This is a genomic window from Brucella pseudogrignonensis, assembly GCF_002252525.1.
Lineage (GTDB): Bacteria > Pseudomonadota > Alphaproteobacteria > Rhizobiales > Rhizobiaceae > Brucella > Brucella pseudogrignonensis.
Genome location: NZ_NNRM01000041.1, coordinates 181,551 through 201,521, shown reverse-complemented (window position 1 = coordinate 201,521; position 19,971 = coordinate 181,551). Strand labels below are relative to the sequence as shown.

Sequence of the window (19,971 nt, the reverse complement as noted above, 5' to 3'; positions counted from 1 at the left end):
TTTTAACTTCAGATACTATATCTTGTGTTCAAGGTTCTTACGATTCGTGAGGATCAAAAGCGAAGATGGGAATACGGTGCGCGGTATCCATGATGGATGTTGTTAAGCCATAGCTGCCCCCGCAACTGTAAGCGGCGAGCTCAAATCCAGATGTCACTGGCACAGGCCGGGAAGACGGATGCGAGCGATGAGCCGTGAGCCAGGAGACCTGCCTTGAACGAGAACGTCCACGGGCGGGGTGTCCGGTTGGCGCGCGATAAGTTATGGCATTGTACTGCCATGTCTTTTGGTGCCCCGTATATCCCTCTCATAAGCTTCGGGGTGACAAGCATGTCGAGTAATTCAAGACCAAACAGTTCCGGTCCGCCATTTACGGGCTAGTTTGAAGGATTCGCGCTGTTAAAGCGCGTTGTACCTCTCAGTTTTCGTTGCTTTTCACGCGCATTTCATCATGCGCGAATGCCGTTTGCGCCTTCATTCGTATGAGGCGTAGTGGATCAAAACATCTGTCTATACGCATTCTCCAACGCCAAATGCTTCTGCGACAGTGCTGGAAATGCTCCATCCCCAGTGAGGAAAAAATGAACGTTACCGTCTATAGCAAGCCCGCCTGCGTCCAGTGCACCGCAACCACTCGCGCGCTCGACCGTCAGGGCATTGAATATGCTGTCATCGACATTTCCGCCGATGCCGATGCGTACGATCTCGTTCAGGGCCTCGGATACCGCCAGGTGCCGGTTGTTGTTGCTGGTGAATCCCATTGGGCCGGTTTCCGCCCGGATATGATCAGCTCGCTGGCGTAACGCCGGTCTGCTGCCGAGGTTTGTTATGGGCCAGATCGTCTACTTTTCCAGCCGTTCGGAAAACACGCATCGCTTTGTGATGCGTCTGGGGATGCGCTCAAAGCGTATTCCGCTGGAAAGCTATGAAGACAATACTGGTCTGTTGCGGGTGAACGAGCCTTTTGTGCTCGTAACGCCAACCTATGGCGGCGGCGGTGCGAAAGGCGCTGTTCCCAAACCGGTCATCCGTTTTCTCAATGATGCGGATAACCGATCCCTCATTCGCGGTGTTATCGCCGCCGGGAACAGTAATTTCGGTGAAGGCTTTGGCCTTGCAGGTAAAATAATTTCGGAAAAATGTCAGGTTCCCTACCTCTATCGCTTTGAGCTTTTGGGAACGGATGAAGACATTGGCAATGTTAAAGACGGGATGGAACGATTTTGGACACGGCAGACACAACCCTGACCCGTGAGCGCGAGACGGTCGCCGCTTCGGAAAAGCAAGAGTCATCCCCAGCATCGGGGGCTGCATCGGGCGGCAAGCCGCAGAAGCTTGCTGAGACATCGCTGGATTATCATGCGCTAAACGCCATGCTGAACCTGTATGACGATGACGGCAAAATTCAGCTGTATCGTGACCGGCAGGCTGCGCAGCAATACTTCCTTCAGCACGTCAATCAGAACACGGTGTTCTTTCACAATCTGCGTGAAAAGCTCGGCTATCTGGTCGATGAAGGCTACTACGAGAGGGAAGTGCTGGATCAGTATTCGTTTAATTTCGTGCGCGATCTTTTCGATCATGCCTATGACAAGAAGTTCCGCTTCCCGACCTTCCTCGGCGCGTTCAAATACTACACCAGCTATACGCTGAAAACCTTCGACGGTAAGCGCTATCTTGAGCGCTACGAAGACCGCGTTTGCATGGTGGCGCTTGCGCTTGCGCGTGGTAATGAACAGCACGCACGCGAAATGGTCGATGAAATCATTGCGGGCCGTTATCAGCCGGCAACACCGACCTTCCTCAATGCAGGCAAAAAGCAGCGCGGCGAACTGGTCTCGTGCTTCCTGTTACGTGTTGAAGACAACATGGAATCGATTGGCCGCTCCATCAATTCCGCCCTGCAGCTTTCAAAGCGCGGTGGCGGTGTGGCACTGAGCCTGACCAATATTCGTGAATCCGGCGCACCGATCAAACAGATCCAGAACCAGTCTTCCGGCATCATTCCGGTGATGAAGCTGCTTGAGGATTCATTCTCCTACGCCAACCAGCTCGGTGCGCGTCAGGGCGCGGGCGCGGTTTATCTGCACGCCCATCACCCCGACATCATGCGCTTCCTCGATACCAAGCGCGAAAATGCAGACGAAAAAATCCGCATCAAGACGCTGTCGCTTGGCGTTGTGATCCCGGACATCACGTTCGAACTCGCCAAAAACGACGAGGACATGTACCTCTTCTCGCCTTATGACGTTGAACGCGTCTATGGCGTACCGATGACCGAGATTTCGATCACCGAAAAATACCGTGAAATGGTTGATGACGGCCGTATCCGGAAGAAGAAGATCAACGCGCGTGATTTCTTCCAGGTGCTAGCGGAAATCCAGTTTGAATCCGGCTATCCTTACATCATGTTCGAAGACACGGTGAACCGCGCCAATCCGATTGATGGCCGCATCACCATGAGCAATCTCTGCTCGGAAATTCTTCAGGTCAGCGAAGCCAGCATCTTCAATGATGATCTGTCTTATGAGCATCTCGGCAAGGACATTTCCTGCAACCTCGGCTCGCTCAATATTGCAGCAGCCATGGATAGCCCGGATTTCGGCAAGACCATCGAGACCTCCATCCGTGCCCTGACGGCGGTTGCAGATATGAGCCATATCGGCTCTGTCCCTTCGGTTGCGCGCGGTAATGATGAAAGCCATGCTATCGGCCTCGGTCAGATGAACCTGCACGGCTATCTCGCTCGCGAGCGCATTTTCTATGGTTCGGAAGAAGGCGTCGATTTCACCAATATCTATTTCTACACGGTGGCCTATCACGCAGTTCGCGCATCCAATCTGATCGCTGTTGAACAGAAAAGTTCGTTCAAGGGCTTTGAGAAATCGAAATATGCGACAGGCGAATATTTCGACAAATATACCGATCAGGTCTGGGAGCCTGCAACTGAGAAGGTTCGCGAGATTTTCGAGAATGCCGGTATTGCGATCCCGACGCAGGAAGACTGGCAGGAACTGAAAAAGGCCGTCATGGAAGGCGGACTTTATAATCAGAACCTGCAGGCCGTGCCGCCAACAGGCTCGATCTCCTACATCAACCATTCGACCTCCTCGATCCACCCGATTGTTTCCAAGATCGAAATCCGTAAAGAGGGCAAGATTGGCCGCGTTTATTACCCGGCTGCTTTCATGACGAATGATAATCTCGAATATTATCAGGATGCCTATGAGATTGGCCCGGAAAAGATCATCGACACCTATGCAGCGGCAACGCAGCATGTCGATCAGGGTCTGTCGCTGACACTTTTCTTCCGTGATACCGCCACCACGCGCGATATCAACAAGGCGCAGATCTACGCTTGGAAGAAGGGCATCAAGACGATTTATTACATCCGCCTGCGCCAGATGGCGCTCGAAGGTACGCAGGTTGAAGGCTGCGTTTCCTGCGCCCTATGACCAAGGTGAAATCTATGAACATGCAGTTCAAAAACAATAATGCGAAAAAGCCGGCGGTTGTGCGGGCCATCAACTGGAACCGCATCGAAGACGACAAAGACCTTGAAGTCTGGAACCGTCTGACCGGCAATTTCTGGCTGCCGGAAAAGGTGCCGCTTTCCAATGATATTCAATCATGGGAAACGCTGAAAGCGGAAGAAAAGCAGCTCACCATCCGCGTGTTCACAGGCCTGACGCTTCTGGATACGATCCAGAACGCCGTCGGTGCTGTGACACTGATGGATGACGCCTCCACGCCGCATGAAGAAGCTGTTCTGTCGAACATTTCCTTTATGGAGGCGGTTCATGCACGGTCTTATTCGTCGATCTTCTCGACGCTGTGCCTGACGCCTGACGTAGACGATGCCTATCGCTGGTCGGAAGAAAACGAATTCCTGCAAAGGAAGTCACAGCTGATCCTTGAAAATTACAATGATGAAGATCCGCTTAAGAAGAAGATTGCCAGCGTGTTTCTGGAAAGCTTCCTGTTCTATTCGGGCTTCTATCTGCCGATGTACTGGTCGAGCCGTGCCAAGCTCACCAATACGGCTGACCTTATTCGCCTTATCATCCGCGATGAAGCCGTTCATGGCTATTACATCGGCTATAAGTATCAGCGCGCTCTTGAGAAGCTTGATGAAGCCAAAAAACAGGAGATCAAGGACTTTGCCTTCGATCTGTTGCTGGAGCTTTACGACAATGAAGTGCGTTATACCGAAGCGCTATATGATGGCGTTGGTCTGACCGAAGATGTCAAAAAATTCCTGCATTACAATGCAAACAAGGCGCTGATGAACCTTGGTTACGAAGCCCTGTTTCCGGCGGAAGCCTGCAAGGTCAACCCGGCGATCCTCTCAGCGCTTTCGCCGAATGCCGACGAAAACCACGACTTCTTCTCCGGTTCGGGTTCTTCCTATGTGATCGGCAAGGCTGTTGCGACAGAAGATGATGACTGGGATTTTTGATTAAAAAAAGCGCGCTGTGAGAACAGCGCGCTTTTGTTTTGCTATTGGGACTCGTTTAGCTCTTCGGGCTCAAATCCATCGAGAACCACTTCTCAGACATTTTCGATAGTGTTCCATCTGCCCGCATTTCGCCGATGGCTTTATCGAGCTTGGCTTTTAACTCAGGCTCGTCTTTACGCAATCCGATGCAGACATTTGTTGCCTGAATGCCGCCGACCAGAAGTGGCCCGGTGATCTTAAGCGCACCATTGCTTTTTTCGGCACGGTCGCGAGCGAAAACGACATTGTCATACTGACCATCGACGCGGCCTGATTGCAGATCAAGCTTGACCTGTTCCGATCCCTTATAGGTGCGGACTTGAACGGCATCGCCGAAATTTTCTTCTACAAACTGCAGCTGGCTGGTCGAAAGTGAAGCGCCGATTGTCTTGCCTTTCAGCGCTTCTTTAAGATCAGCGAGTGCTTTTTTACCTTCTTCCGTATCCGTGGAGAGGCTTTCACCTGTGTGAGGCAGGTTGGCTAATGGTCCGTCAGCCGGAACAAGGAACGTATTCGGCGTGATTACATATGGGTCGGAGAAATCGATGGCTTTGCGGCGCTCAGGGTTTGGTCCCATGGTCAGGACCACATCAAACTTGCCAGCGAGAAGCGACGGAATCTGGCTGTCCCAATCCTGCGCTACGATCTTACAATCAAGTTCAGCTCGCTTGCAGACTTCCTTGATAACATCCAGATCAAGCCCCTGAAGCTCTCCGCCAGGGGTGGTCAGGTTGAATGGCGGAAAGGCACCTTCTACGCCAACAGTAACGGTCTTCCATTCTTTCGCGAGCACGCTTCCACTGTAAAGGACGGAGAGAGTGCATAGACTGATAGCGGCGATTTTCTTGAACATAGTTCCCTCGTTCTTATGATTGTTTCGGGGTGGAGTTTTGTCTGGTGTGAATTTCCACGCCTTTCTTCAACATCAAGTGTGTACCCACTGACGAGTGATGAAAAGCGGAATGTGGTTCATGTATATGAATTTAGTTCTGTATAATGAAAAGCAGTATACGCTGATCAACAAGCAGAAAACCCTGACCTGAAACTCAGGTCGGGCTTTAAGCGTTAGCGATAGAATTATAGTATTATCAGCCGTTTAGCTTGGCATAACGTGCGATGTCCGCATGCGTGGCGAACCAGATATCCTTATGTTGCCGAATGTGGCCGATCAGTTCCTTCAAGATCCAAATGCGGGACCGATGGCCGATGATATCCGGATGCATCGTCAGCTGGAAAATCCCCCCTTCTTCATAAGCGGCATCAAACTCGCGAATGAAAATCTGGAGAATATCGTGCGGTGCAATCTGTGGGCGCAAACCGCCCCAACGATCCATGACGAGATAGGCAGCATCATCACGAATCCATTCGACTGGCAGTTCGGTCACACCGGTCGGCTCGCCATTAAGCAAAAGCTCATAACAATCGACGTCTGCCATCAGCGAAGAATCGTAGAGCAGGCCCATTTCGGCGGTAATCTGGAGAGTATTGTCGCTGAAATCCCACGATGGCGTCCGGATGCCTACGGGTCTAATACCGGTGATCTTCTCCAGCGCATCAGCAGAACGATGTTGAAGATCGCGCTCGGTATCGCCATCAAGCAAAGTATTGCGCTCATGAATCCAGCCATGAAGGGCGATTTCATGCCCCTCATCAATTAAAGCGCGCTGCTCGTCAGGATAATGGATCGCCGAAACTGCAGGCACAAAGAATGTTGCGGGGATGCTGTTGTTCCGCAGCAATTCACGAATGCGCGGAATGCCTTGCCTCGGGCCGAATTGTCCTTGTGAAAGAGCAGAAATCGATTTGCCGCCATCACGCAATTCGAATGTGTCGTGGTCGGAGTCGAACGATAGTCCAACTGCACATTTTGCACCATTTTCCCAAGCCGATGGCTTGAAGCTGCGGCCAGCGCGTGCACGGTTCATGATGGTCTGCAGCCGCTCTTCTGGCCACGTCCATGTTGGAACGGGTGTATCAGTTGTCATGTTGTTGGTCCTCCACTAACCGATAAGGTCTGGCCTGTGATCCAGCTTGCATAGGGCGAAGCGAGAAAGAGCACCGCATTGGAAATATCTTCCGGTAGTCCGATACGACGCAGCGGAATTTCATTGATCATGGCAGCCTGACCATCGTCGCCATAAGACGCCCACTGACGCTCATAGTCGGGGCTTGTTCGCAGGAAGCCGGGAGCTACGGCATTGACATTGATCCCAAATGGGCCGAGTTCATGGCCAAGCTGGCGCGCGAGACTGATAAGGGCGGCTTTTGCGCTGGCATAGGCTTGGATACCGGTCAGGCTGACGCCAAGCCCCGCACCGCTTGAAATGAATACCATCTTGCCCGCGCCACGGTTTTTCATAGCGGGAACGACGGCTTTGCCGACAAGAAATGCGCCACGCACATTAATGTCGTAGATACGATCCCAGTCGGCAGCCGGGACTTCTTCAAGGGGACGCTTTTTCTGCCCAAGAACCCCACCTGCCACATGCACGAAAATATCAAAGCCACCGTCTTTGTCAGCGTCCGCAATCAATTCTGCAATCGCGGCTTCATCGGTTACGTCAAGATGGGCCGCACGGATTGACCCGCCGCGTGCCGGACGTGCTTCATTAACGAGTTTCGCCAGTTCATCATCAAGAACATCCGTTGCAGTAACCGATGCGCCATATGCGGCGAACGCCTCACATATGGCACGGCCAATTCCCCTCGCGGCCCCAGTGACCAGGACTCTTTTCTCTTTGAAATGTATATCCATTTTACTGCTTGTCTGTTGTGGATGGTTTATGTCCGAGGCGAGCGCTCAGCTCGGCGGCGTGTTTGATCACGGCGTCGATCATACGTTGCCGGCAAGCAGTGAAGCGCGATGAAATCGTTGCCATATTCAGCGTGGCAATCACCTCTCCGCTGGCATCAAAAACCGGTGCAGCAACGCCTGAGCCGCCGATGACAGCTTCTTCGTCACAAATTGCGTAGCCGTTTTCTCGGGCGGCATCGATAATGCGGCGGATCTGCACGCGGTCAATTACTGTCTTGTCGGTGAGCGGTATGATGCGTTCTTTGGCGAGATAGCTTGCTGTCTTTTCAGGCTGCCAATGTGCGAGAAGGATGCGGCCCATAGCAGTGCAGTAAGCGGGGTCCGAGCCTGTGAGGTCAGAATCGAAGCGCACCACCTGATGGCTCGCACTCTTGGCCAGAAGCTTGACGCGGCCATCCTTGCGTCGCGCGCCGAGAAATACGGTCTCGCCTTCGTTGTCGCGCATGGCATCCATGATCGGCTGTGCTGTTGCTATCAGATAGGCGTCGCTACCACTGCACCAGCCGGGGCCGTTCCGGAAAGCATCATGAATCTTATAGGACTCGGTGTCGTCACGGACCACGTAGGCACGCGCAACTAAGGTCGCGAGCAGATTGAAGGTGCTGCTCTTTGGATAGCCCAGTTCGGCAACAATCGCCTTCAATGTTACCGGTTTGTGAGCGCGAGCAAGAAATTCGAGAATTTCAAGAACCCTGACTGCCGATTTAACTTCGCCGTTGTTTTCAATGTTCATATATGTGAACCAAATTCCTGTTGTGGAATAATGTGGCAGACATACGATCACAAGGCAACACAAAAGGAGCACGTTTTGAAATGAAGACTGAAAACAAAGTTGCCATCGTCACGGGCGGCGCGCGAGGCATCGGTAAGGCTTGTGCTCTTGATCTGGCGCGAGCTGGTTATCATGTGACGCTGGTCGATCTGCTCGAGGCGGAGCTCGCTGATACGGCAGCCGAGATCGAAGCTCTGGGCGTGCGTGCCCTTCAATGTGTTGCTGATGTCTCTAGCCATAAGCGGGCAGGTGAGATTGTCGCCCAGACAATTGAAACCTTCGGGCGCGTCGACTTCCTGCTCAACAATGCCGGGCGTTCCGCTCCTGTCGGCATTCTTGATATTACAGAAGACGAGTTCGACCGTGCAATCGCGATCAATCTGAAAAGCTGCTTCAATTATATTCAGCATACTGCACCACATATGCTGAAGCAGGGCGGCGGCCGGATTGTTTCAATGTCGTCGCTCAACGCCTATTCGGGCGGTGTAACGGCAGCGGTTAGCAAGTTCGCTTATGCGGCAGCAAAAGCCGGTATCCTTGGCATGACTCGTTCGCTTGCCAAGGAACTGGGGCCAAACATTGCGGTCAACGCCATCTGTCCTGGTGTCATTCGTACGGAGATCGACACGAACGTCACCGAACGCGCAGATGAAGTTATCAAGGGAATTGCATTGGGACGGCTAGGTTGTGCCGACGATGTGGCACGCATGGTAACTTTCCTTGCGACATCGGAGCCCTGCTTCATTACGGGGCAGGCTTTCACAGTCGATGGCTTTCAATTCAATGTTTGACGTGCCGTGCAAGAGACATGGATGAAGATGAGCTTAAAAGCTCATAACGCAGTCCGAGGCTGCATCGGCCTTAACCGATGCAGCCTCCGCTGCCGAGTGAGTAGCCTTCGTCTTTCGGAGCGTATCGTTACCTATCCGCATAATGGCTTATCAAACCGGAAACTCTTGCTGGCCATAATGTCACTTCTGATATGTCTTTTGAGCAATTTCACTTATATCTGTTGCCACAAGTTTAGAGTACCTCTAGGTACCGCTCGGGAGGAGCGTTCTCTTCTGTGGCAGCAGTCAGATCGAACTGTTTCAGCCATAAAAGCCGATAAAACAGAAGCCGAAATTTTGGTCTTCTCGATTGTCCTAGACCTGCTTCTTCCGACTGAAATGTTGAAAATTGAGCCGAGAGCGTGGACCTCAAGTTGAAGAACCATCACGACATCTGGGATATCGTCGACGCAAAGAGCGCCGCCTATTTCGAACTGAGCGATACGGTTTGGGATAACCCGGAAACCAATTACGAAGAATACAAGTCGAGCGACGCTCATGCGGCTCAGCTGGAGGCCGAAGGCTTCCGCGTGCAGCGTGGTATTGCAGGCCTGCCAACCGCTGTGATGGGCGAGGCGGGTGAAGAAGGTCCGGTCATCGCCATTCTGGGCGAGTTCGATGCACTTCCAGGCTTGAGCCAGCTCGCCGGTATAGCGGAAGAGCAGCCGATTGAAGCGGGCGGCAACGGACATGGCTGTGGCCATAACCTGCTTGGTTCCGGTTCACTTCTGGCTGCAGCCGCAGTGAAGGAATATCTTGAGGCAAACGGCATCAAAGGACGCGTACGCTACTATGGTTGTCCTGCCGAAGAGGGCGGTTCAGCCAAGGGCTTTATGGTGCGCGAAGGCTTGTTCGACGACGTCGATATTGCGTTCTGCTGGCACCCGGCGCCTTTTGCGGGCGTAAACGATCCGGTTTCACTGGCCTGCAACGAAATCACTTTCAACTTCACCGGTCGTGCAGCCCATGCGGCATCCGCTCCGCATCTAGGGCGCAGCGCGCTTGATGCCGTTGAGCTGATGAATGTCGGCGTGAATTATATGCGCGAGCATATGCCGTCATCAGCACGCATTCACTATGCTGTCACTGATACAGGTGGTTTTGCCCCCAATGTCGTGCAAGCAAAAGCAAGCGTGCGCTATCTGATCCGCGCGCTCGATTTGCCGCAAATGCAGGTTCTACTGGAACGCGTCAAAAAGATCGCCGATGGTGCGGCTCTGATGACCGAAACAACGGTCAAGAGCGACATCGTCAGCGGTGATGCCAATCTTATTGGCAATCCGGCGCTGGAACAGCTGATGCAGCGTGAGCTTGATCGCCTTGGCCCGCCGGTTTTTGATGAGCAGGATCGCGAAACCGCAAAGCGTTTTCAGGCAACACTGACCAAAGAAGATATCTCCGATGCGTTCCGCCGCTTCGGTGTTCAACCAAACGCTGAAATTGCGCTTTGCGAGGGCATCTATGAGCCTTATAAGGGCGATAACTCGCTCGTTGGCTCCACGGATGTTGGCAGCGTAAGCTGGGTTGTTCCAACTGTGCAGATGCGCGGTGCAACCTGCGCAATCGGCACGCCGCTTCATTCATGGCAGATGGTTGCACAAGGTAAGTTGCCTGCAGCACATAAAGGCATGGCCCATGCGGCGAAGATTATGGGAAGTACGGCTATAGAGCTGTTCCGCAACCCGGAGCAGATTGTTAAAGCCAAAGAAGATCATGAGAAGAAGCTCAATGGGGCGGTTTTTGTGAATCCGATCCCGGATAGTGTTCAACCAGCTTTGCCTGCGTCTGATAAGTGAAGCCGTAAGCCCGAAGCACGATGCTTAGATTCAATAGTCTAGATCGACCTTTGTACGTCCAGTTGGACGTATAGCGCTCTAAAGAAATACCCGGAAAGCAATATGACGTTGATTTCGCAATCCCCCACATGGCCTGATGCATCATGAAGGCGTTTCTCGATATTCTGAGCTTCGGGCCTGACGGCTGGGGCTATGTGCTGGTGATGGCTGCTTTGGTGAGTGTTTCGCTCGCTGTGCTCGGCTTTCTTCTTGGCGCAATCATTGGCGTGTTTGCTGCCTGGGCGAAAATTTCTGGCGGTCTTGCGCTGCGCGGAATTGCCGATGGTTACACGACCATCATTCGCGGTATTCCCGACCTTCTGGTGATCTATCTGTTCTATTTCGGCGGCAGTGCTGCGGTAACGGCGATCGGTCGCTTCTTTGGTGCAGAGGGCTTTATCGGCTTTCCGGCATTCCTAGCTGGCGTGCTCGCAATAGGCATTTCCTGCGGGGCGCATCACACGGAAGTTCTCCGTGGTGCATTCCGTGCGGTATCCAAGGGCGAGCTTGAAGCAGCCTCCGCCTGTGGCATGCGACAGACGCTCAAGTTCCGTCGCATCATTGCGCCGCTGGCACTCCGTCATGCGTTGCCGGGCCTTGGCAATGTCTGGCAGGTAGCACTTAAAGAATCCGCTCTGATCTCAGTTGTTGGCGTTGTCGACATTTTGCGTCAGGCACAGATCGGCGCTGGCTCGACTGGCTTGCCATTCAACTTCTTCCTCATTGCTGGTGCGCTGTACCTTCTGATCTCGTCGGTTTCGGGCACCATACTGCAAGCAGCTGAACGCCACTTCTCGCGTGGCGTCCGGAGGGCAAAATGAACCTTCAATTCTACTCTGAAGCCTTCTTTCAGATGATGAGCGGCGTGCCGCTGACCCTTCAGCTTGCTGCAAGCTCGATTGTCTTTGGCGCGATTCTGGCCCTGCTTTTTGCCATGATGCGCCTGTCAGGTGTCGCTGTTCTTGATTGGATTGCCCGACTTTACGTTTTCGTATTTCGCGGCACGCCGCTTCTGGTGCAAATCTTCATTATCTATTACGGCCTGAGCCAGTTTCCGGTCATCCGCTACTCATTTCTGTGGCCAATCCTGCGTGAACCGTACTGGTGCGCGATCATTGCTCTGACTTTGAACAACGCCGCCTATGCCAGTGAAATCATCCGTGGCGGCCTTCTGTCGGTGCCAAGTGGGCAGATTGAAGCTGCAAAGGCTTGCGGCATGTCACGCTTCACCTGCTTCCGCCGTGTTGTCATGCCGCTGGCAATCCGCCAGGCACTGCCCGGCTATGGCAATGAAATGATCTCTATGGTCAAGGCGACGTCGCTGGCCTCCATCATCACTTTGATGGAAGTGACAGGCATCGCCGCCAAGCTGATCGCTGAATCCTATCGCGCAATTGAAGTGTTCGTTATTGCGGGCGCTATCTATCTTGCCATCAACTTCGTTCTGACACGCGTGCTCATGTTTGCTGAATACAAGCTTACGCCTTATCTGCGCCAGCCCGTCGTCAAGATCACCACCGAAGGAAAAACATCGTGAGTAAAGTTGTGTCTCAAACGGCCCCGGTGGCGTTGAAAGTTGAAAACCTGCGCAAGAGCTTTGGCGCCAATGAAGTGCTCAAGGGCATCTCGATGGAAGCGCGCGAAGGCGAAGTGATTTCGATCCTCGGCTCTTCGGGCTCCGGCAAGTCAACCTTCCTGCGCTGCATCAATCTGCTGGAAATCCCCACCTCGGGTACGGTCACAGTTTCCGGTGAGACCATTCGCATGGCGAAGAACTCGAAGGGCGACGCCTATCCGGCTGACAAGAAGCAGGTCTCGCGCATCCGCTCCGAGCTTGGCATGGTTTTCCAGAGCTTCAATCTCTGGTCTCACAAGACCATTCTTGAGAACATCATTGAAGCGCCGATCTATGTTCAGGGCCGTTCACGCGCTGAATGCGTGGAAGAGGCAGAAGCACTGCTCGCCAAGGTTGGCATTGCCGACAAGCGTGATTTCTATCCGGCACATCTTTCCGGTGGCCAGCAGCAGCGTGCAGCCATTGCGCGTGCGCTCGCCATGAAGCCAAAGGTCATGCTGTTCGACGAGCCGACATCGGCACTCGATCCAGAGCTGGTTGGCGAAGTGCTGCGCGTTATGCGGGGTCTGGCGGAAGAAGGCCGCACCATGCTGGTTGTCACGCACGAAATGGGTTTTGCCCGCGATGTATCCAATCGCGTGGTCTTCGTTCACCAGGGCCTGGTCGAAGAAGACGGTGCGCCTGAAGAGGTGTTCGGAAATTCCAAATCTGAGCGTTTCCGCAAGTTTATCAGCCACGAAAATGCAGCCTGATTATTTCAAACAACGCTGATTTATGCCAAAAGGCACGTCAGCAAATAACTGCGTAAGGTTAAGTCAAATGAAGACCACAGGATTGTTCAAAGCCCTGTTCGTTTCGGCACTGGTTCTCACAACCGCTTCTGCACATGCAGAAGGGAAAAAGTGGGACAAGATCACGATCGCTACGGAAGGCGCTTTCCGTCCGTATAACTTCACCAAGCCAGATGGCACGCTGGATGGTTACGAAGTTGATCTCTACAAGGATCTCTGCGCACGCATGAAGGTTGAATGCACGATGGTTGCGCAGCCTTTTGATGGCATCATTCCTGCACTCAATGCTGGTAAGTTCGACGCCATCATGGCTGGCCTGACCGCTACGCCAAAGCGCGAAGAAACCATCGACTTCACCGTTTCCTACGGCCTGACGCCACAGACCTTCGCAACGCTGAAGGACAGCCCGTTTGCCAAGCTGCCACACACTGGCGAAACGCTTTATCTCGCCAAGGATGAAGAAGCGAACCAGAAGGCAATCGACGAGATCGCTGCTGAAATCAAGGGTCGTACCGTTGGCGTTCAGACCGCTTCGCTCGGCCTCTCGCTGCTGGATAAGTACTTCAAGGATTCAACCGATATCCGTGAATACAAGACCACTGATCAGCATGACCTCGATCTCAAGTCGGGCCGCGTCGATTTGGTTGTTGCCTCGCTGGCTTACCTCTCCGATGCAGCCAAGAAGCCGGGCAATGAAGACATCGTCATGACCGGTCCTTACTTCAAGGGTGGCATTCTGGGTCGCGGCGTTGCAGTTGGTATCCGCAAGAATGAACCTGAACTGCAGAAGATGTTCAATGAAGCCATTGAAGCAGCCAAGGCCGATGGTACGATCAAGAAGCTTTCCGAAAAGTGGTTCGGCTTCGACGTAACCCCATAATCGGGACGATTAGTCCGATTGAAACGCCGCCCACCGGGCGGCGTTTTTTATGGCGGATAGCCTTTGTGTGCGGCAAGCTTTTGAATTGATTTTATGTATTATCCAACGCACAACCATTTCATACGGTTCTGCATGCCTTCGGGTGTTGAGTGAAGAAAGAAGCTGCCGCGTTGACTGACGACATTGCCCATACTGAGCTGATTGCCGTTTTAACTGCCGTTACGGGTGAGCAGCCACGCGTTATGACAGTGCGCCAAGGGCAGGCTTTGCCATCCGGGCCATTTGAGACCGAGCATCGTTCGCTGCAATCGGGCCTGCGCGCCTGGGTGCAGGCCGAAACCGCTCATCCTGTTGGCTATCTTGAGCAGCTCTATACTTTTGCCGATCGTGACCGTCACAAGCTCGGCGAGCGGACAATTTCAATCAGCTATCTCGGGTTGGTGCGTGAAGGCGATGCGGCGTCCGGTCAGGCCAGTTGGCGTGGCTGGTATGACTATCTGCCATGGGAAGATCATAGGCAGGGTGTGCCTGAGATTGTCGGGCACCTGAGCAATGGTCTTCGCGTCTGGGCGCATCAGGCCGTTTGTGCGGAACTGACGGCACAGCGCCTGCGGCGCATAGGTTTTTCGTTCGGGCTGAATGGTGAGCGCTGGAACGAAGATCTGGTGCTTCAACGCTATGAGCTTCTCTATGAGGCGGGCCTCGTCAGTGAAGCCGGAAAAGGCGATGAGGAGAACGGCAGGCATATGTTTGCCGATCACAGGCGGATTCTTGCAACCGCCATCGCGCGGTTGCGTGCGAAGATCAAATATCGCCCTGTCGTATTCGAACTGATGCCCGACAGTTTCACACTTTTGCAGCTTCAACGCACCGTCGAAGCTCTGGCCGGATTGCGGCTGCATAAGCAGAATTTCCGCCGCCTGATCGAACAGCAGGACCTTGTTGAAGAGACGGGCGAAAGCGATAGCGAAACCGGTGGCCGCCCGGCCAAGCTCTTCCGTTTCCGCTATTCGATTGTCGAAGAACGCGCACTTTCCGAGCGCCATGTTGCAGGAACAAAGCTCCCTCTCTCTCGCGATTGACAATATGCTCGAATCGAGTATAACGCCACATCTATGAAATACTCATAATGAGTATAATAGATTTTTCCGCTATTGCGGAATTGAAAGCATTTCCAGCAAAAGTGCGAAGCGGTTTTGCATCGGATAATGCGTAAAAACAAACAGTTACAGAGGCTCCATCGTTCGTTCTCAAATGGAACCGCTGTATGCGCTGCTCGGGAGGCTGCCATGAATGAGTTTGTTTCTGTTTCAAAGCTTTATGATCGCGTGGCGTCTGTCCTGCCTCGGGTTGAGTGGATGCGCTTTGAAGACGATGTTGCGGCCATTCTTGAACTCAAGCGCCAACGCAATGCAGTTATTCTCGCGCATAATTATCAGACACCGGAAATCTTCCATTGCGTGGCGGATATTGTCGGCGACAGTCTCGCACTTGCCCGCAAGGCGATTGATGTCGAAGCCGATGTGATCGTGCTGGCGGGCGTGCATTTCATGGCAGAGACAGCCAAGCTGCTCAATCCCAAAAAGACTGTGCTGATCCCGGATATGGGCGCTGGCTGCTCACTCGCGGATTCGATTACGCCGCAGGATGTAGCGCTTTTGCGTGAGGCGCATCCGGGCGTGCCGATCATCACCTATGTCAACACATCGGCTGCTGTGAAGGCCGCATCCGATATTTGCTGCACGTCGGGGAATGCGAAAAAGGTCGTCGAGTCGCTTGGCGTGCCGCGCGTGCTGATGATCCCTGATGAATATCTTGCACAGAACATTGCGCGTGAAACCAATGTCGAAATTTTAGCCTGGCATGGTCATTGTGAAGTGCATGAACGCTTCACGCCTGACGACATTCGCGAACTGCGCGAAAGCCATCCCGGTGTCATGGTTTTGGCACATCCAGAATGCCCGCCTGAAGTGGTGGAGGCAGCTGATTTTGCCGGTTCGACGGCTGTGATGTCGGACTTTGTCGGTGAAAAGAAGCCGCAACGCGTGGTGCTTCTGACCGAATGCTCAATGAGTGACAATGTGGCTGTCGATCATCCGGATGTTGAATTTATCCGGCCCTGCAATCTTTGTCCTCATATGAAGCGGATCACGCTTGGCAATATTCGTGATGCGTTGGAAAACAGCAGGCATGAAGTCACCGTCGATCCGGCGATTGCGGAACCTGCACGCCGTGCTGTCGAGCGGATGCTTGCGGTATGACGACGGCCCCTGTCATCGTTATAGGCAGCGGCCTTGCAGGCTTGATGAGCGCACTTTCACTTGCCTCCCATCCCGTCTTGCTGGTGACTGCCGGAACCCTTGGCCTGGCGGGCTCCAGCCCGTTGGCTCAGGGTGGTATTGCCGGAGCTCTTGGCACCGATGATAGCGCAGCTTTGCATATTGCGGATACGCTGGCGGCAGGTGAGGGTCTTTGCGATCGGACGGTAACAGCGCATATTATCGAGGCCGCTCCTCAAGCGATTGCAACGCTTGAAGAATATGGGGTGTGCTTCGACCGCAAGCCGGATGGCACCTATTCTCTGGGGCTTGAGGCCGCCCATGCCCGGCATCGCATTGCGCATGTTGATGGGGATGCGACAGGCGCAGGTATCATGCGCGCGCTTATTGCCAGAGTTCTCGCCACGCCATCAATCACGGTGCGGGAGAATACAAAAGCACTGCGCCTTATCACGCATGAAAAGCGGGTTTGCGGGGTGGAGCTTGAAGGCGTCGGGCCAGTCGCAGGCTGTGCTATCGTCCTGGCCACGGGTGGAACGGGCGGCTTGTATGAGGCGACGACCACGCCGCCTGGAAATCTTGGTCAGGGAGCGGCGCTGGCCGGTCGTGCGGGTGCCGTTCTAGCAGATATGGAATTTGTGCAGTTTCATCCGACCGCTCTGGCCGTTTCAGCGCAGCGATTGCCGCTGATCAGCGAGGCTGTACGCGGCGAGGGGGCAATCCTTGTCGATGATCGCGGTGAGCGTTTCATGCAGCATGTCCATGGACAGGAACTTGCTCCGCGCGACGTTGTTGCGCGTGCGATTGGAGAGCAGCTTGCACTTGGTCGGAACGTTTTTCTTGATGCACGGGCTTGTCTCGGTGAGCGTTTTGCAACACGGTTTCCGGCTATTGATGCGCTCCTGAAGCGGCATGGTATTGATCCATCCAGCGATCTGATCCCGGTGAAGCCTGCCACCCATTATCATATGGGCGGGGTGGCGACTGATTGTGATGGTCGCACCAGCCTGCAGGGATTGTGGGCTGTGGGGGAAGCTGCCTGTACCGGGCTTCATGGGGCAAACCGTCTGGCGAGCAATTCGCTTCTTGAAGCGGCTGTCATGGGTTTGCGGGCAGGCCGTGCCATCGCGCAAGAGCCGAAGGTGTCAGTACCCTTGCTTGCAGCCACCAATGCACCGCTATCAAGCGATCCCTCCGTCGTTCGCCCAATTGTCTCACGTTCACTTGGCTTGCTGCGCAATGAAGATGAACTGCGCGCCGCAATTGCGGCGCTGCTTCCGCTTGTGAAAGCCAATGATGCGGCAGCTGTGGCACTTGTCATGAGTGTTGCTGCATTCAAGCGGCAGGAGTCTCGTGGTAGCCACGCACGCACGGATTATCGCAGCAAAAATGAGCAGGCTCAGCGCAGTTTCTATACGTTTGAACAGGCTTTTGCACTCGCACGCGAAATTGTCATAGATCAACCTTTGTCGAGGATCGCATGATGGACCTCCCGCGCCTTTCCCCCTTGCTTGTCGAACCGCTGGTACGTGCGACCCTTCTAGAAGATCTGGGACTGGCAGGCGATATCACGAGCAACGCAGTGGTACCTGCTGATCATCGCTCTACAATGGTTTTCAGCCTGCGGCAGCCGGGCGTGGTCGCTGGTTTGGACGTAGCGGAAACTGCATTCCGGCTGGTTGATCCCGCGATTGTCTTTGATCGGTTGAGCAGCGATGGCACCTCGCATCAGCCCGGTACGGAGATCGCTCGCGTATCGGGTTCGTCGCGCAGTATCCTTGCTGCCGAACGCACGGCGCTCAATTTTCTGGGGCATCTTTCAGGTGTAGCCACAGCAACAGCCAATCTGGTCAAGGCTGTTGCGGGGACAAAAGCTGCAATCGTCTGCACGCGCAAGACCATGCCGGGGCTGCGTGCTTTCCAAAAATATGCCGTGCGGGCAGGCGGGGGCATGAACCACCGGTTTGCGCTTTATGATGCCGTGCTCATCAAGGATAATCATATTGCAGTTGCGGGTGGTGTGAGCGAAGCAATCTCCCGCGCCAAGGCCAATGCAGGCCATATGGTCAAGATTGAAGTGGAAGTCGACACACTGGAGCAGTTGCTTGAAGCAATGGCGATCGGCGTCGATGCGGTATTGCTCGACAATATGTCGCCCGCGCAATTGCGCGAAGCAGTGGGCATTATCGATGGCCGGGCGATTGCCGAGGCTTCAGGTGGGATTACGCCTGAAACCGTTGCAGCCGTTGCTGCAAGCGGTGTCGATCTGATCTCAATAGGCTGGACGACGCATAGCGCGCCTAACCTTGATATTGGTCTTGATTTCAGCTTCGCGTGAGCGGTGACGCCTATTCGCTCAAGTGATGGGCAAATGTGTCGCCGGAATAGTCGGTGCGCAGAAGGCCCGCTTCACTCAACCTTGGCATCAGCTCGTCAAGTGCGAGATGCATGGATGACGTTGAACCGCCGGGTGCGGTGATGAAACCATCGATAGCACCGGCATCAGACCATTTCTGGATTGCCTCGGCAGCGTCATCGACCGTGCCGATGATCTGCCAATGGGCAGCACTGATCACTTCCGGCCTGCGTAGCAGGTCTTCAAGGCTGAGCGTCTCTTTCTGCAAAAGGCGCTGCAGCAATCCCGCATGGGTTTTACTGCGTACTTTTTCTGGTGGCGGAGGCAGGTCCGAGGGGCTGATCAGGCGATCTTCGGGCCAGTCGGTAAGATCAAGGCCTGTCATATCCCGAATATAGGCAATCTTGCGCGTGCGGTCGCCGCGCGCGTGGGTATAGGAAAAAAGCTCTTCCGCCTCTTTGCGCGTTGATGCGAGATAGAGGCTGAGACCCGGAAGCAGACGCACGTCGTCGGCATTCCGGCCGTGAGATTGTGCGAGAGAACGCAGGTCATTGCGAAGATTAATCGCCGCATCGATGTCGGGCGTTGCCGAGAAAATCGCATCGGCGACTGACGCTGCAAAATTGCGCCCGGCTGGTGAAGCACCCGCCTGAACGAGCGGGATCGGAACATTCTCCAGTGAAGGAATATTGAGCGGGCCTTTGACTTTAAACGAAGCGCCCTCATGATTGATTGGCTGGATACGTGCTGGGTCGGCATAGTTACCGCTGGCCCGGTCACGCTTGAGAGCAGAGCCGGGGAAGCTTTGCCAGAGCGCTTGCACGACATCGGTAAACTCTGCTGCCCGTGCATAGCGTTCGTCAGATGTCGGCATTTCATCGAGACCAAAGTTCACATTGCCATCAAGGGCGGTGACGATGTTCCACCCCGCACGCCCGTTGCTTAAGTGGTGCAATGACAGAACCTGCCGTGCGACGGCATAGGGCGGCATGAAGGTGGTCGAAATCGTCGTGAGTAGACCGATTTTGGACGTTTCGCGCGCAAGTGTTGCCATCAGCAAAGTCGCATCCAGACTGGCAAACCCGGGCGTGGTTTCCATGATCTGGCTGTTGAGAAACAGATTGTCGGGACGAAACACGAAGTCGAGTTTTGCAGCCTCCGCGCGCCGCGCGATGTCGACGTAAAAGTCTGAGCCGAAGACACCTTCAATATCGCTATTGTCGTGGCGCCAGCCATCATTGCTAAGCCAGGTGGGAGCGAGCGACATGCCGATGTGGAGCGTTTTGCGAGGTGTCATGACAAAATCCGGTCAGTTTTTCAGCAGAACCGCGAGCCGAAA

General features: G+C 54.1%; 19 protein-coding genes and 1 riboswitch. Of the genes, 14 read left to right on the top strand and 5 right to left on the bottom strand.

The features are described 5' to 3' along the window. The first annotated feature begins 14 nt into the window (after window positions 1-14). A riboswitch (cobalamin riboswitch) is annotated at window positions 15-230 on the top strand. A gap of 351 nt (window positions 231-581) precedes the next feature. Genes nrdH through nrdF form a run of 4 tightly spaced genes read left to right on the top strand, consistent with a single transcriptional unit; the run spans window position 582 to window position 4,459 of the window. Continuing rightward, entirely contained in the window at window positions 582-803 is a 222-nt protein-coding gene (nrdH, locus tag CEV34_RS18750) for a glutaredoxin-like protein NrdH (RefSeq protein ID WP_007877694.1), read from the top strand. 25 nt (window positions 804-828) lie between these two features. Next, window positions 829-1,248, top strand: coding sequence for a class Ib ribonucleoside-diphosphate reductase assembly flavoprotein NrdI (gene nrdI, locus CEV34_RS18745; RefSeq protein WP_007877695.1), 420 nt, complete (start codon window positions 829-831; stop codon window positions 1,246-1,248). Beyond that, a complete protein-coding gene (gene nrdE / locus CEV34_RS18740; protein WP_039860391.1) occupies window positions 1,224-3,455 on the top strand; it encodes a class 1b ribonucleoside-diphosphate reductase subunit alpha in 2,232 nt (743 codons plus the stop codon). Before nrdI ends, nrdE begins: the two co-directional genes overlap by 25 nt. A gap of 14 nt (window positions 3,456-3,469) precedes the next feature. Beyond that, window positions 3,470-4,459 carry a class 1b ribonucleoside-diphosphate reductase subunit beta gene (gene nrdF / locus CEV34_RS18735; RefSeq protein WP_007877697.1) on the top strand — a complete coding sequence of 330 codons (990 nt, stop codon included), beginning with the start codon at window positions 3,470-3,472 and terminating at the stop codon, window positions 4,457-4,459. A gap of 55 nt (window positions 4,460-4,514) precedes the next feature. Here the strand turns inward: nrdF and CEV34_RS18730 are convergent, their stop codons facing one another. The 4 genes from CEV34_RS18730 to CEV34_RS18715 all read right to left on the bottom strand — a co-directional run bounded on the left by CEV34_RS18730 (window position 4,515) and on the right by CEV34_RS18715 (window position 8,046). Beyond that, window positions 4,515-5,351 carry a transporter substrate-binding domain-containing protein gene (locus CEV34_RS18730; RefSeq protein ID WP_007877698.1) on the bottom strand — a complete coding sequence of 279 codons (837 nt, stop codon included), beginning with the start codon at window positions 5,349-5,351 and terminating at the stop codon, window positions 4,515-4,517. 235 nt (window positions 5,352-5,586) lie between these two features. Further along, a complete protein-coding gene (locus CEV34_RS18725) occupies window positions 5,587-6,483 on the bottom strand; it encodes a polysaccharide deacetylase family protein (RefSeq protein ID WP_007877699.1) in 897 nt (298 codons plus the stop codon). Continuing rightward, a complete protein-coding gene (locus tag CEV34_RS18720) occupies window positions 6,480-7,253 on the bottom strand; it encodes an SDR family NAD(P)-dependent oxidoreductase (protein ID WP_007877700.1) in 774 nt (257 codons plus the stop codon). Before CEV34_RS18720 ends, CEV34_RS18725 begins: the two co-directional genes overlap by 4 nt. A gap of 1 nt (window position 7,254) precedes the next feature. Further along, the gene (locus CEV34_RS18715) at window positions 7,255-8,046 is read right to left on the bottom strand and encodes an IclR family transcriptional regulator (RefSeq protein WP_007877701.1); all 792 of its coding nucleotides are present in this window, start codon (window positions 8,044-8,046) and stop codon (window positions 7,255-7,257) included. An 80-nt stretch (window positions 8,047-8,126) separates the two neighbouring features. On the opposite strand from CEV34_RS18715, the gene CEV34_RS18710 reads away from it, so the two are divergent. The 10 genes from CEV34_RS18710 (at window position 8,127) to nadC (ending at window position 18,614) form a co-directional block, all read left to right on the top strand. Continuing rightward, entirely contained in the window at window positions 8,127-8,876 is a 750-nt protein-coding gene (locus tag CEV34_RS18710; protein ID WP_007877703.1) for an SDR family NAD(P)-dependent oxidoreductase, read from the top strand. 401 nt (window positions 8,877-9,277) lie between these two features. After that, window positions 9,278-10,711, top strand: coding sequence for a M20 family metallopeptidase (locus CEV34_RS18705; protein WP_007877705.1), 1,434 nt, complete (start codon window positions 9,278-9,280; stop codon window positions 10,709-10,711). A gap of 143 nt (window positions 10,712-10,854) precedes the next feature. Further along, on the top strand, window positions 10,855-11,571 hold the full coding sequence (locus CEV34_RS18700) for an ABC transporter permease (protein WP_007877707.1): 717 nt from the start codon (window positions 10,855-10,857) through the stop codon (window positions 11,569-11,571). Beyond that, complete coding sequence (locus CEV34_RS18695) at window positions 11,568-12,287, top strand: ABC transporter permease (RefSeq protein ID WP_007877709.1); 720 nt, start codon at window positions 11,568-11,570, stop codon at window positions 12,285-12,287. The genes CEV34_RS18700 and CEV34_RS18695 overlap by 4 nt, the downstream gene beginning before the upstream one ends. Continuing rightward, the gene (locus tag CEV34_RS18690; protein ID WP_083898647.1) at window positions 12,284-13,078 is read left to right on the top strand and encodes an ABC transporter ATP-binding protein; all 795 of its coding nucleotides are present in this window, start codon (window positions 12,284-12,286) and stop codon (window positions 13,076-13,078) included. Before CEV34_RS18695 ends, CEV34_RS18690 begins: the two co-directional genes overlap by 4 nt. Window positions 13,079-13,145: 67 nt before the next feature. Then, window positions 13,146-13,997 (top strand): transporter substrate-binding domain-containing protein, encoded by an 852-nt coding sequence (locus tag CEV34_RS18685; RefSeq protein ID WP_007877714.1) that lies wholly within the window; start codon window positions 13,146-13,148, stop codon window positions 13,995-13,997. 170 nt (window positions 13,998-14,167) lie between these two features. Next, window positions 14,168-15,079, top strand: coding sequence for an NUDIX hydrolase (locus CEV34_RS18680; RefSeq protein ID WP_039860451.1), 912 nt, complete (start codon window positions 14,168-14,170; stop codon window positions 15,077-15,079). Between the two features lie 207 nt (window positions 15,080-15,286). Next, the gene (nadA, locus tag CEV34_RS18675) at window positions 15,287-16,258 is read left to right on the top strand and encodes a quinolinate synthase NadA (protein WP_007877722.1); all 972 of its coding nucleotides are present in this window, start codon (window positions 15,287-15,289) and stop codon (window positions 16,256-16,258) included. Further along, complete coding sequence (locus tag CEV34_RS18670) at window positions 16,255-17,760, top strand: L-aspartate oxidase (RefSeq protein ID WP_007877725.1); 1,506 nt, start codon at window positions 16,255-16,257, stop codon at window positions 17,758-17,760. The genes nadA and CEV34_RS18670 overlap by 4 nt, the downstream gene beginning before the upstream one ends. Beyond that, window positions 17,760-18,614 carry a carboxylating nicotinate-nucleotide diphosphorylase gene (nadC, locus tag CEV34_RS18665; protein ID WP_007877727.1) on the top strand — a complete coding sequence of 285 codons (855 nt, stop codon included), beginning with the start codon at window positions 17,760-17,762 and terminating at the stop codon, window positions 18,612-18,614. The genes CEV34_RS18670 and nadC overlap by 1 nt, the downstream gene beginning before the upstream one ends. A gap of 10 nt (window positions 18,615-18,624) precedes the next feature. On the opposite strand, the gene CEV34_RS18660 is transcribed toward nadC, so the two are convergent. After that, window positions 18,625-19,929 (bottom strand): NtaA/DmoA family FMN-dependent monooxygenase, encoded by a 1,305-nt coding sequence (locus tag CEV34_RS18660; protein ID WP_007877729.1) that lies wholly within the window; start codon window positions 19,927-19,929, stop codon window positions 18,625-18,627. Between the last annotated feature and the right edge of the window lie 42 nt (window positions 19,930-19,971).

Bases quoted from the DNA above. Each gene is read 5' to 3' on its own strand.
- CEV34_RS18725 (WP_007877699.1), bottom strand. From the start codon at position 6,483: ATGACAACTGATACACCCGTTCCAACATGGACGTGGCCAGAAGAGCGG.
- CEV34_RS18710 (WP_007877703.1), top strand. From the start codon at position 8,127: ATGAAGACTGAAAACAAAGTTGCCATCGTCACGGGCGGCGCGCGAGGC.
- CEV34_RS18660 (WP_007877729.1), bottom strand. From the start codon at position 19,929: ATGACACCTCGCAAAACGCTCCACATCGGCATGTCGCTCGCTCCCACC.
- nadA (WP_007877722.1), top strand. From the start codon at position 15,287: ATGAATGAGTTTGTTTCTGTTTCAAAGCTTTATGATCGCGTGGCGTCT.
- CEV34_RS18700 (WP_007877707.1), top strand. From the start codon at position 10,855: ATGAAGGCGTTTCTCGATATTCTGAGCTTCGGGCCTGACGGCTGGGGC.
- CEV34_RS18730 (WP_007877698.1), bottom strand. From the start codon at position 5,351: ATGTTCAAGAAAATCGCCGCTATCAGTCTATGCACTCTCTCCGTCCTT.
- nadC (WP_007877727.1), top strand. From the start codon at position 17,760: ATGGACCTCCCGCGCCTTTCCCCCTTGCTTGTCGAACCGCTGGTACGT.
- nrdI (WP_007877695.1), top strand. From the start codon at position 829: ATGGGCCAGATCGTCTACTTTTCCAGCCGTTCGGAAAACACGCATCGC.
- CEV34_RS18695 (WP_007877709.1), top strand. From the start codon at position 11,568: ATGAACCTTCAATTCTACTCTGAAGCCTTCTTTCAGATGATGAGCGGC.
- CEV34_RS18670 (WP_007877725.1), top strand. From the start codon at position 16,255: ATGACGACGGCCCCTGTCATCGTTATAGGCAGCGGCCTTGCAGGCTTG.
- CEV34_RS18720 (WP_007877700.1), bottom strand. From the start codon at position 7,253: ATGGATATACATTTCAAAGAGAAAAGAGTCCTGGTCACTGGGGCCGCG.
- CEV34_RS18685 (WP_007877714.1), top strand. From the start codon at position 13,146: ATGAAGACCACAGGATTGTTCAAAGCCCTGTTCGTTTCGGCACTGGTT.
- nrdH (WP_007877694.1), top strand. From the start codon at position 582: ATGAACGTTACCGTCTATAGCAAGCCCGCCTGCGTCCAGTGCACCGCA.
- CEV34_RS18715 (WP_007877701.1), bottom strand. From the start codon at position 8,046: ATGAACATTGAAAACAACGGCGAAGTTAAATCGGCAGTCAGGGTTCTT.
- nrdF (WP_007877697.1), top strand. From the start codon at position 3,470: ATGAACATGCAGTTCAAAAACAATAATGCGAAAAAGCCGGCGGTTGTG.